Origin of the sequence: Embleya sp. NPDC020630 (genome assembly GCF_044334985.1) — a bacterium.
Taxonomy (GTDB): domain Bacteria; phylum Actinomycetota; class Actinomycetes; order Streptomycetales; family Streptomycetaceae; genus Embleya.
The window spans coordinates 82,997-95,567 of sequence record NZ_JBIRUB010000028.1; the positions used below are offsets into that span (position 1 = coordinate 82,997).

Annotated in this window: 5 protein-coding genes; 3 read left to right on the plus strand and 2 right to left on the minus strand. The window is 72.9% G+C overall.

All coding sequences use genetic code 11. From position 1 onward, the window contains the following. Positions 1–11 precede the first annotated feature (11 nt). Positions 12–554, minus strand: a complete 543-nt coding sequence (locus ACH4XV_RS43505; RefSeq protein ID WP_395799267.1) for a hypothetical protein — start codon at positions 552–554, stop codon at positions 12–14. 591 nt (positions 555–1,145) lie between these two features. On the opposite strand from ACH4XV_RS43505, the gene ACH4XV_RS43510 reads away from it, so the two are divergent. From ACH4XV_RS43510 to ACH4XV_RS43520, 3 genes are read left to right on the plus strand one after another with little or no spacing between them, the layout of a single operon-like run. After that, a complete protein-coding gene (locus ACH4XV_RS43510; RefSeq protein WP_380001889.1) occupies positions 1,146–1,916 on the plus strand; it encodes a BTAD domain-containing putative transcriptional regulator in 771 nt (256 codons plus the stop codon). A gap of 33 nt (positions 1,917–1,949) precedes the next feature. Next, a complete protein-coding gene (locus ACH4XV_RS43515; RefSeq protein WP_395799269.1) occupies positions 1,950–3,854 on the plus strand; it encodes an HAD-IIIC family phosphatase in 1,905 nt (634 codons plus the stop codon). Beyond that, a complete protein-coding gene (locus ACH4XV_RS43520) occupies positions 3,854–4,078 on the plus strand; it encodes an acyl carrier protein (RefSeq protein WP_395799271.1) in 225 nt (74 codons plus the stop codon). The genes ACH4XV_RS43515 and ACH4XV_RS43520 overlap by 1 nt, the downstream gene beginning before the upstream one ends. Before the next feature lie 75 nt (positions 4,079–4,153). On the opposite strand, the gene ACH4XV_RS43525 is transcribed toward ACH4XV_RS43520, so the two are convergent. Next, a partial coding sequence (locus ACH4XV_RS43525; protein ID WP_395799273.1) for an SDR family NAD(P)-dependent oxidoreductase occupies positions 4,154–12,571 on the minus strand: 8,418 nt, incomplete at its 5' end.

Consider the following 12,571-nt stretch of genomic DNA (forward strand, 5'->3'; position numbering starts at 1 on the left):
ATATCCCACCGTCAGGCCACCCGGTCCAGGGACGACGCCGTACGCGCCGCCGTGTTCGCCGGCCGCCCGGAGCCCACCATCCGGCTCCGTACGAAGATTGTGGCCACCCGGGTGACGACCTCGGTGAGCGCCATCAGCACGAACGCCGCGACCCACGCCTGCGCGGTGGTGATGTGGTGGGCGAGGCTGAAGCGGGCGACGTCGTCCGCACCGCCGTGGTCGACCCACACCTGGAACCCCATGCGCGCGCCCATGCCCACCACCCACAACACCGCGGAGACCACACCGGCCTTGATCAGCAGATACCCGCCGGCGGAGCGGATCCGGGTGAAGATGCCGCCCGCCACGCCGAGCGCCGCGCCGATCGCCATCAGGGCGCCGATCAACACCGTGTCGTTGCCCGCGGTGGGAATCGTGTCCAGGTACCTCCACGCCACGAAGGCCACGATCCCCAACGGGATGAGGAAGGTCTTGCGGTCCAGCCGGTCTTCCCGCAACTGCCGAAAGACGATGAGAACAAGAAGGATGTCGGTGATCCAGTCTGTGGTGTTCATGTCCCCAGGCTGCCGCCGTCGCCCGTTCCGCACCTGGACCCACGGGTGGAAACACGGGTGGAGACGCGGGTGCAGACGCGGGTGGACCCCGGTGTGGGTCGGCAGACGGCCGTGCGGACGTACCGACCTCTTGCGGCGTTCCGGTTCGAGGTGGAGCCTGCCGTCAGTGTGACGCAGGCACTGCCGGCGGCGTCCTCCACGATGATGTGCACCTGCACGGTCCCGGCGCGGATGTTTTCGGGGTGGAATGGTTCGGCGGCGCGGCGGATCCGACCGTGTCCGGGTTTCAGGGGATGTATCGGGAAGCGGAGCGTTCGATTCCCCGCGTCGTAATCTCGTACGTGGTGTCGCGGATTGTTTCGCGGCGGTTAATCTTCGGGGGTTTCGCGGGAGCGCCGCAGCGGGCATCTTTCCGGGGTCTACGCGGGACAACCGCTGGTCGTGAGCATGATCGAGACCGCGCCGAGGGCTTTCGGGACGGTGGTTTTCGGTCGACGGGGGGCTCTAAGTAGTTTCACCGATGCGCCCGGTGGGCGACTCCCGAAGACTCGAAGGGCATTCGCAATGTGGTCTCTTACGGGGAGAATGCCCATGCGTTATGAACTGCTCGGCCCCTTGCGCGTCTCGGGTGAGCGCGGCCAATCGATCCTCAGCGCGCCCAAGACCGAGGTGTTGCTGGCCGCCCTGCTCATCGGAGCCGGGCGCGTGGTGACCAAGGACCAACTCATCAACGAATTGTGGCGGGAGAACCCACCGCGGCGGGCGACTCCCGCCCTGCACGTCTATGTGTGCCAGCTCCGCAAGTTGCTCACCGCCGTGGGTGGGCGCGCGGATGCCATCGCCACTCGGATCCCGGGGTATCTGCTGCGGGTCGAGGACGGCGAGTCGGACCTGCACGACTTCCAACGCGCCGCCGACAGCGGACGCGCGCATCACCGGGCGGGACGCTTCGCCGATGCCGTGGTCGATCTGGAGAAGGCGTTGGCGCTGTACCGGGGACCGGTCCTGGACGGTGTGGGCGAGGGTCCCATCGTCAGTGGATTCGCCACCTGGGCCGAGCAGGAGCGGCTGGACTGCGAGGAGATGTGCATCGACGCGTACATCGCGCTGGGCCGCCACCGCGAGATCCTCAGTCGGCTCTCCAGGCTGACCGCGCACCATCCCCTGCGTGAGGCGTTCTACCGGCAGTTGATGCTGGTGCTGTACCGCTCCGAGCGGCAGGCCGAAGCCCTGCAGGTCTACCAGTTGGCCCGTGGGGTGCTGCATTCGCAGTTGGGGTTGGAGCCGTGCCGGTCGCTGCGCAATCTGCACCAGGCGATCCTCGTCTCCGACGATGTCCTCGACGAGCCGGTGGCCAGCTGATCGCGGTCGCACGATCGAAGGGTTGTCTCTCACATGAACCGCACCGCGGCCGCGCCGGTGGGCGATCCGCTCGAATACACCTTCCGAGACCTGCATCGACAGCACCGATTGGCCGCCGAGTATCCCCGGATACCCGGCCTGCTGCGTGACTTGCCGCCGCCCGAACTCGTCGACGCGGGCCGGGTGTTGTCCCGGCTTTCGGTGGACGAGGTGGTGGAGCTGCATCCACGGACTCCGGTGGTGTCGGTCGCGGTCACCGGCCACGGCACCGTCACCGGGGTCACCCCGTCGCTCACCGCCGAACTGGCCCGACACGGACTGCTGTTGCGTCCTCACGTCACCGATTTCGACGCCTACGTCTTCGAACTGTCCGATCCGAACAGCGCGCTGTACGCGGCCCGCCCCGACCTGGTGGCCTGTCTGCTCGACCACACGGTCGTGTTCGACGAGGTGCCGGTGCCCTGGGGACCGGAGCACGTGGAATCGGCGCTGGCGGCCACCGAACGCCGGTTGACCACGCTGGCCGACACGTTCGAGGCCGTGGGGCACGGCACGCTCGTGTACAACACGCTGCCGCTTCCCCGGGAGTACGTCGCGCAGTTGGTGGACCACCGCTCACGGGCCCGGCTGGGCGCGGTGTGGCGCGAGACCAACGCGCGGGTGTTGCGCCTGATGGAGGACCATCCGCGGCTGATCGTGCTCGATCTGGAACCGTTGATCGGCTCGGGGCTGCCCGGCCGGGACGTTCGGCTGAGCACGTACACCGGGACGCACCTCTCCCCCGAGTTGACCGCCGGCTACACCCGGGAACTCGCCCACCTGGCCCGCGGCCTGTCCGGACGCGCCCGCAAGTGTCTGGTTCTCGACCTGGACAACACCGTGTGGGGAGGTGTGCTCGGTGACGACGGACCCGAGGGAATCGAGGTCGCCGGGAGCTATCGGGGCGAGGCGTTTCGCGCCGTGCAGCGCACCGCGCTGCAACTGTCCGCCCAGGGCGTGCTGCTCGCCGCCGTCAGCAAGAACGATCTCGAACCGGTCCGGGAGGTGCTGCGCGAGCACCCCGAGATGACCCTCGGCGAGGAGGACTTCGTTCGGATCGTGGCCGACTGGGCACCCAAGCACGACAATCTGCGCTCCCTGGCCGCCGATCTCAACATCGGCCTGGACAGCCTCGTCTTCGCCGACGACAGCCCCTACGAATGCGGGTTGGTCGCCCGGGAGTTGCCCGAGGTGGCGGTCGTCCGGCTCGACGGCGATCCGGCGACGCACGTGCAACGCCTGCTCGCGGACGGCTGGTTCGATGTCCGCGAGGTCACCGTCGAGGACGTCGCCCGCCCGGCCAGATATCGCGAGGAGTCGCAGCGCAAGGACTTCCTCGACAGCTTCGCCTCGATCGACGACTACCTGGCGGGCCTGGGCATCGAAGTGGAATTCGCCCGGGTGACGCCCACACAGGTGGCACGCGTCGCGCAACTGACGCTGCGCACCAACCAGTTCAACCTCACGACCGAACGTCTGGGACAGTCCGACGTGGAAGAGCGTGCGGCGGCGGCGCGGGCACTGGTGCTCGGCATCCGATCCGCCGACCGGTTCGGCGACAACGGGCTGGTCGGCGCGGTGTTCGTGGACCGGGACGAAAGCGTCTGGCGCATCGAGAACTTCCTGCTCAGTTGCCGGGTGTTCTCGCGGGGCATCGAGTCGGCGTGCCTGGCCGCCCTGCTCGAACACGCCCGCGCCGAGGGCGCGCGACAGGTGCTGGCGACCTACCGGCCGTCCGCGAAGAACGACAAGGTGCGGGACTTCTACCCGCGCAACGGCTTCGAGACGGAGAGTGTCGACGACGACGGCACGATCCGATTCCGGCACGACCTGATCCACGTCCCCGAGCGGCCGCGACACCTGCGGCTGAGCGGAAACATCGGGAGGACGCAACTGTGATGACCCTCGACGACTTCGTCCTGGTGCTCCGCGACTCGCTCGGCCTGCCGGTCACCGCCGAGGTGGTACGGGAGGACTTCGACCAAGTGCCGGGCTGGGACTCGGTACACCTGCTGGCCCTGGTCACCGTGTTGGAGCGGGAAACCGGTCGCCAGGTTTCCCTCCCGGACGCCCTGGAGGCGCGAACGCTGAAGGACATCTACGACCTCGCTGTCGTCGGCTGAACCGACGGCAGCGAGCATGACTCGCCGGGCCGCACCCGCGTTCACGGGTGCGGCCCGGCTTCGTGCGCCCCCTCCTCAGTCCCGCGTCGACACGCCCAGCTCGTCGTCCAGCGCCCGGAACAACTCGTCGTCGCCGACGTCGGCCAACGCGCTCTCGTCGTCCGTGTCCGCCTCGCCGACCGGTATCGTGCGGTCCCACACGCGCAGCAGACTCCGCAACCGGGACCCGATCCGGGCATGCTCCTGCCGGTCCACGCCGGTCCGCGCCAACAGCGCCTCCAGGCGGCGCAGTTCCTCCGCCAACACCTCCGCCTCGCCGGGCCCGGCCTCGGGGGTCAGCAGCAGGCCCACCCTGGCCGCCAGCGCCGCCACGTTCGGGTGGTCGAAGACGATCGTGGTCGGCAGCCGCAGTCCCACCCGCGCGGAGAGCCGATTGCGCAACTCCACCGCCGTCAGTGAGTCGAGCCCGAGGTCCTGGAGTCCGCGTCGCGTGTCCACGGTGCCGGGGTCCGGATGCCCGAGCACGTCGGCGACCTCCTGCCGGACCATGTCGATCAGCACCGACTCGCGCTGCTCGCCGTCCAGACCCGCGAGCACCGGCCCCGCCGGCCCGGCCGCCTCGCCGGCGTCCGCCGCACGGCCTCGCACCGGCGTACGCACGGCCCGGCGCAGGATCATGGGCAACCCCGGGAACCCGGACTCGTCCGCGCCGCCGGAGGTGTCCAGCCGCGCCGCGACCAGCGTGGGCTCACCCGCGCCCAGGGCGGCGTCGAACAGCGCCAGCCCGGCGGCCGCGGACATCGGCGCGATGCCGGAGCGCGCCAACCGGGCCCGGTCGACGTCCCCGAGCGCACCCGCCATCCCGCCCTCGTCCCACAGGCCCCAGCCGATCGACAACGCGGGCAGCCCCTCGGCGGCGCGTTGTCCGGCCAACGCGTCCAAAAACGCGTTGGCGGCGGCGTAGTTGGCCTGCCCCGGCGTGCCCACGGTGGCCGCGATCGAGGAGAAGAGCACGAAGGCCGACAGGTCCCGTCCCTCGGTCAGCCGGTGCAGGTTCCAGGCGGCGTCCGCCTTCGGCCGCAGCACCGCGTCGAGCCGGGGCCCGGTCACGCCGGTGAGTACGCCGTCGTCCAGGACACCGGCCAGATGTACGACGGCCGTCAGCGGATGCGCGGCCGGCAAGGTGTCGAGCAGCCCTGCCAACGCCTCGGCGTCGCTCACGTCGCACGCCGCCATCGTGACCTCGGCCCCCGCCTCGGCGAGTTCGGCGAGCAGCTCCCGCGCACCCGGGGCCTGCGGCCCTCGACGGCCGACGAGCAGCAGATGACGCACGCCGTGCGCGTGCACCAGGTGTCGGGTGAGCAGTCCGCCCAGGAGCCCGGTGGCGCCGGTGACCAGGACGGTGCCCGCGCTCGGGAACGACACCGCCTCGCCCCGGGCCGGTTCGGGACGCCGCGCCACCAGGCGGGGCGCGTACGGCACCCCGCCGCGCACCGCGATCTGTGGCTCCGGCGACGCAGCGGCCGCTTCGATGCCGTCCGCGGTCTCGGCTCCCGCTTCGAGGTCGAGCAGGGTGATCCGGCCGGGGTGTTCGGCCTGCGCGCTGCGCACCAGTCCCCACACGGCGGCGACGACCGGATCCGCCACCTCACCGGGATGCACCGCCACTCCCCCGGACGTCAGCAGGACCAGGGGTACGTCGGATGCGGCGTCGTCACCGAGCCACCGCGTCAACCGCTCGACCGCGACCAACGCCGCGGCGCGGGTCCGCTCGGGCGGTGCGCCCCGACCGGCCGCAGCCTCGGACCGCAGGTCCACGACGGTGGCGGGCCGGTCTCCGCGTCCGGCGAAGCCCGCCACCGGACTCCACTCGACCCGGTACAGCCCGGCGCCGTCCGCGTGGGCCGGGCCGAGTCCGTCGGCGGGCAGCGCGCGCAGCACCAGCGCTTCGGCTCGTGCGATCAAGGCGCCCTGCCCGTCGGCCAGTTCGACGCCCACGGAGTCCTCCGCGACGCCGGGCGCGATCCGCACACGGGCCTCGACGGCACCACTCGCGTACAGTTCCACCCCGCTCCACGCGAAGGGCAGGCGTACCCGGTCGGCCTGCGCCGGCCCGGATTGCGGATCGCCGAGCGCGAGCGGTCGCAGCGCGGCGTCCAAAAGCGCGGGGTGGATCCCGAACGTCCGGGCCTCCGGCGCGGTCTCGGCGGGCAGCCGAACCTCGGCGTAGGTACTTCCGTCCGGGTGCCGCCACACGCCCCGTACCCCCTGGAAGGCGGGCCCGTAGTCCACACCCGCTTCGACCAACCGCTCGTCCAGGTCCCGGAGGTCAAGCGGTGTCACTCCCGGCGGGGGCCACGCGGCGGTGAGCGTCGTGTGTGGCTGCGCCGCCGTGCCTGTGACGGGGCGCGGGGCGAGTACGCCGTCGGCGTGCCGCGTCCAGGCCGGCGCGTCGGGTCCGACCGACGCGCCCTCGGGGCGGCTGTGCACGGTGATCGAGTGCCGACCCGCCTCCAGGGCCCGAACCACCACCTGCAGCCGCACGGTGCCCTCGTCCGGAAGGATCAGCGGTGTGTGCAGGGTGAGTTCCTCGACCAGGGCGCAGCCCACCCGCTCCGCGGCACGCGTCGCCAGATCGACCAGTGCGGAGGCGGGCAGCAGCGCGAGGCCGTGCAACCGGTGGTCGCCCAGCCAGGGCCGGTCCGCGAGCGAGAGCCGACCGGTCAGCAGGAGTTCGCCGCCGTCGGCGACCTCGATCGCCGCGCCGAGCAGCGGGTGGTCGGGGGTGTCCTGCCCGGCCGCGGCCGCGTCGGCGGCGGCGGGCTGGTCGAGCCAGTACCGCGTGCGCCGGAACGCGTAGGTCGGCAGCGGGATCGGCCGGGCGCCCCGCCGGGCGAGCGGCACGGCCCAGTCGACGGCGCTCCCGCGCAGGTGTACCGCGGCCAGCGCCCGGGTCAGGGTGTCCCCTTCCGGCCGACCGGCGCCCAGCACCGCCACGGATGTGGGCCCCTGCTCGTCGAACGTGTCCCGGACCATCGCCGTGAGCACCGGGTCCGGGCCCAACTCCAGGCACGAGTCGACGCCGTGCTCGCGCAGGGCATGCAGTCCGTCGTGGAAGCGGACCGTTTCCCGAACGTGCCGCACCCAGTGTTCGGGGGAGGCGAGTTCCTGCGGGGTCGCGATCCGGCCGGTGAGGTTGGAGACCACGGGGATGGCCGGGGTGCGGTAGTCCACACCCTCGGCGACGCGGCGAAACGCCGCCATGATCGGGTCCATGTGCGGCGAGTGGAACGCGCGGCCGACCCGCAGCCGCTTGGTCCGCGTCCCCTGCGCCCGGAACGTCCGGGCCAGGGCGTCGGCGGCCTCGGCGTCGCCGGAGACCACCACCGCCTCGGGGCCGTTCACCGCGGCCAGGCTCAGCGCCCCGGCGTACGCGTCCAGGTGGGGGCGCACGAGGTGTTCGGCGGCGCCGATGGCGAGCATGGCACCGCCCTCGGTCGCGCTGTGCATCAGCCGTCCGCGCGCCTCGACCAGGACGCACGCGTCCCGCAGCGACAGCACCCCCGCGACGTGCGCGGCGGTCAGTTCGCCGAGCGAGTGGCCGATCACCGCGTCGGGGGTGAAGCCGAAGTGTTCCACCAGCCGGTACAGCGCGGTCTCCAGGGCGAACAGCGCGGGCTGGGCGTAGCGGGTCGATTCGAGCAGGGCCGCCTGTGGGGTGCCGGGTTCGGCGAACACCACCTCGCGTAGGGGGTGGTCCAGGAGCGGGTCGAGTTCGGCGCGGACCGCGTCGAACGCCGCGGCGAACACCGGTTCGCTCTCGTACAGTTCCCGTCCCATGCCCGGGCGCTGGCTGCCCTGGCCGGTGAACAGCACGGCGGTGCGACCGGGCGGCCCGGCCACGGCCCGCACTACGTCGGGCGAGCGTTCGCCGCGGGCCAAGGCGCTCAGGCCCCGGAGCAGCTGCGCGTGGTCGGTGCCGACGACGGCCGCGCGGTGTTCCAGAAGCGAGCGAGTGGTGGTCAACGACAGCGCGATGTCGGCCGGGTGCGGCTCGGGTTCCTCGGCCAGCCACTCCAGCAGCCGTTCGGCCTGGGCCGGCAGCGCCTCGGCGGTGCGGGCGGACAGGATCCACGCCGACGTCGCGGGGTCGGGGTCCGCGCGCGGCGGGGCCGGTCGCGGGTCCCGCGTGGCCTGCTCCAGGATCACGTGGGCGTTGGTGCCGCTGATCCCGAACGAGGACACCGCCGCACGGCGCGGGCGGTCCGCGGCGGGCCACGGCTGTTCCTCGGTGAGCAGGCGGACCGTCCCGTCGGACCAGTCGACGTGCGGCGACGGCCGGCCCGCGTGCAGCGTGCGGGGCAGCACGCCGTGCTGCATCGCCGACACCATCTTGATCACCCCGCCGACGCCGGCGGCGGCCTGCGCGTGACCGATGTTGGACTTGAGCGAACCCAGCCACAGCGGCCGGGCATCGGTGTGCTCGCGGCCGTAGGTGGCCAGGATCGCCTGGGCCTCGATCGGGTCGCCGAGTGTGGTGCCGGTACCGTGCGCCTCGACCGCGTCGACGTCGGCGCCGCTGAGCCCGGCCGCGGCCAGCGCCTGCCCGATCACCCGCTGCTGCGAGGGGCCGTTGGGCGCCGTCAAGCCGTTGCTGGCGCCGTCCTGGTTGACCGCCGTGCCGCGTACCACGGCGAGCACGGGGTGTCCGTTGCGCCGGGCGTCCGAGAGGCGTTCGACCAGCAGCATGCCGACACCCTCCGACCAGCCGGCGCCGTCGGCGTCCGCCGAGAACGATTTGCAGCGGCCGTCGGGCGCCATCCCGCGCTGGCGACTGAATTCGATGAACACGCTCGGCGTCGCCATCACCGTCACCCCGCCGGCGAGCGCGAGCGAGCACTCCCCCTGCCGCAGTGCCTGTACCGCCAGGTGCAGCGCGACCAGCGAGGACGAGCACGCGGTGTCGACGCTGACCGCCGGCCCTTCGAGGCCGAAGGTGTACGCGACGCGGCCGGAGGCGACGCTGTGCGCGCTGCCGTTGCCCAGGTATCCCTCGAAGCCGGCAGGCGCCTGCCTGATCCGTGAGCCGTAGTCGTTGTACATCACGCCGACGAACACCCCGGTACGGCTGCCGCGCAGCGATGCGTGCGGGATGCCGGCGCGTTCGAACGCCTCCCAGCCGGTTTCCAGGAGCAGGCGTTGCTGGGGGTCGGTGGCCAGTGCCTCGCGCGGGCTGATCCCGAACAGGTCGGCGTCGAATCGGTCCGCGTCGTGCAGGAAGCCGCCTCGGGTGGAGTAGCTCTTGCCCGCCCGGTCGGGGTCCGGGTCGAACAGGTCGGTCGCGTCCCAGCCGCGTCCGCGCGGCCATTCGCCGATGGCGTCCACGCCGCCGGCCACGAGCGCCCACAGGTCCTCGGGGGAGGCGACGCCGCCTGGGTAGCGGCACGACATCGCGACGATCGCGATGGGTTCGTCGGCCCACTCGGCGGGCCGTATCGACGGCGTCGCCTCGGCCGGGACCGGCTGCGCGTCGACGACCGACTCCGCCAGGTGGCGGGCCACCGCGTCCGGGGTGGGGTGGTCGAAGACCAGCGTCGCGGACAGCCGCAGTCCGGTCGCGGCGGCGAGGCGGTTGCGCAGTTCCACCGACGTCAGCGAGTCGAAACCGGCCTCCTTGAACGCCCGTGCGCCGTCGACGCGACCGGCGTCGGTGTGCCCGAGCACCGTGGCCACGTTCGCGCGGACCAACTCACCGATCTCGGCGAGCCGATCGGCGGGCGCCAACGCGGCGACGCGGCTGGCCCAGGTACCCTCGGCGCCCGCTCGGGCGGCCCGCCGCGCGGGGATGCGCACCATCTCGCGCAGTACGGCCGGAAGCAGCCCGGCGACGGCCTGGGCACGCAGCGCCGACCGATCCAGCACGGCCGCCACCGGTGCGGGCCGGTCGCCGCGCAGCGCCGCGTCGAACAGTGCCAGGCCCCGGTCGGCGGGCAGCGGGGCGATGCCGTTCCTGGCCATCCTGGCCGTGTCCACCCGATCCAGGTGGGCGGTCATGCCGCCGGCCTGCGCCCACAGGCCCCACGCGATGGACAGCACCGGGCCGCCTGCCCCGTCGTGCTGGGCGAGCGCGTCCAGGAACGCGTTCGCGGCGGTGTAGTTGCCCTGCCCGGCGCTGCCGAGCGTCGCGGTGACGGAGGAGAACAGCACGAGCGGCACACCGTCGAGACGGCGGGTCGCCTCGTACAGCCACCACCCGGCGTCGACCTTGGGCCGCAGCACCGTGTCGACCCGCTCCGGGGTGAGCGCGTCGATCGTGGCGTCGTCCAGGATGCCCGCGACGTGTACGACGGCGCTCAGCGGCTGCTCGGTCGGGATCCCCGCGAGCAGCGCGGCGAGTTGCGTTCGGTCGGCCACGTCGCAGGCCACGACGTCGACCTCGGCGCCCGCTTCGGCGAGCTCCGACACCAACTCACCCACGCCGGGCGCCTGCCCACCGCGCCGGGCGGCCAACACCAATCGACGTACGCCGTGTTCGGCGACCAGATGCCGTGCGGTCAGTGCGGCGAGGGTGCCGGAGCCGCCGGTGATCAGTACCGTGCCGGCCGGGTCGAAGCGCACCGGGGGCCGCTCCGGCTCCGGCCCGGACGTGGTGGCCCGGACCAGCCGGGGCACCCGGATCGTCCCCGCGCGCAGGGCCAGTTGCGGCTCGTCGAGGTCGGTGAGCGCGCCGGCCGGGCCGGCGGCGGACGCCTCGTGGTCGTCCAGATCCAGCAGTACGAACCTGCCCGGCTGCTCGGCCTGCGCGGAGCGGAGCAGGCCCCACACCGCCGCGCCGGCGAGGTCGCGCACGCGGTCGTCGGCGCCGGTGGCCACCGCGCCCCGCGTCACGACGACCAACCGGGTCTCGGCGAAGACGGGTTCGCGCAGCCACGCCTGCGTCTGCGCCAACACCTGCCGCACGACCGCGCCCACGCGCGCCGGGACATCGAGGCGCGGGTCACCCTCGGGCACCGCGAACAACACCGCCGCCGGGAGCGTGGCTCCCGCACCGACGGACTCGGCCAGTGCGGCGACATCCGGGTACCGCCCGGGCGGGCCCGCTTCGGTCACCGCCGCCGCGAGCGCGGCCGTTCGCGGCTCGTCGTCCCCGAGCACCGCCCAGGACTCGGGCGGTCGGCCTCCGCCGCCGGACCGGGCCGGCCAGTCCAGGGCATACAGGTCGTCACCGACCGATGCCGCCGCCAACTGCCCCGCCGGCAAAGGCCGCAGCGCGAGCGAGGCCACCGTGGCGACGGGTGTGCCGTCGGTGTCGAAGACGTCCACCCGCAGTGCGTCGGTACCCGTCGGACTCAGCCGCACCCGCAAGGCCGTGGCCGTCGAACCGTGCAGGCGCACCCCGCTCCACACGAAGGGCAACCGGGGTGATCCCGGTCGGGCCGGGGCGTCGTCCGCCGGCACGAGCCCGGCGTGCAGGGCCGCGTCGAACAGCGCCGGGTGAAGTACGAAGGCCGGATCGGCGTCGGCGTCCTCCTCGGTCCGCTCGATCTCCGCGAACACGCGGTCTCCGAGCCGCCAGGCAGCCCGGACCCCCTGGAAGACGGGCCCGTAGCCGTAGCCCGTCGCGGTGAGGTCGCGGTAGAGCGCGTCGACGTCGAGCACCCGCGCGTCCGCCGGGGGCCAGGCATCGACCGGCGCCGCGGCCGGGCCGGGGTCGTCGGCGGATTCCGGCTCCACGATCGCCGTGGCATGCCGGGTCCAGGGCACGTCGGTCGCTGCGTCGCGCTCACCCGGCTCGGACCGGGAGTACACACTCACGACCCGCCGCTCGTCCTCCTCGAGCGGCGGCTCGACCACGAGTTGCAGCTGCACCGCCCCGGCGCCGGGCAGCGGCAACGGCGCCTCCAGGGTCAGCTCGGCCACCCGATCACACCCGACCCCGGCACCGGCGAAGACGGCCATCTCGACGAAAGCCGTCCCCGGAAGCAGGACGGTCTCGTGTACGGCGTGGTCGGCGAGCCAAGGATGGTCGGCCGTGGACAGCTGCCCGGTGAGCACGAGCGCGCCAGTGTCGGCGACGTGCACGGCGGCGTCGAGGAACGGGTGACTCGTCGTGCTCCGGCCCGATCCGGCCGCGTCCCGCCGCCGGGGCGCGGTGAGCCAGAAGGTGTCCCGCCGAAACGGGTAGGTGGGCAGGTCGCCGTCCGGCACGGCGGAGGTCGGCGCGATCGCATCGGCGCCGAGTACGTGGGCGTGCGCGAGGGCGATGTGCCATTGGCGCAGATCACCCTGCCCTCGGCGCAGGGTGGCGACGGTGGCGGCCCGGACGCTCGGAGTGCGCGCCTCGATGGTTTCGTCGACTGCGGCCGTCAACCCCGGGTGCGGGCTGGTCTCGATGAAAAGGGTGTGTCCGTCGGTGAGGAGGGCTTCGACGGTCTCCTGGAAGCGGACGGTGGTGCGGAGGTTGGTGTACCAGTGTTCGGGGGTGCAGGCGGT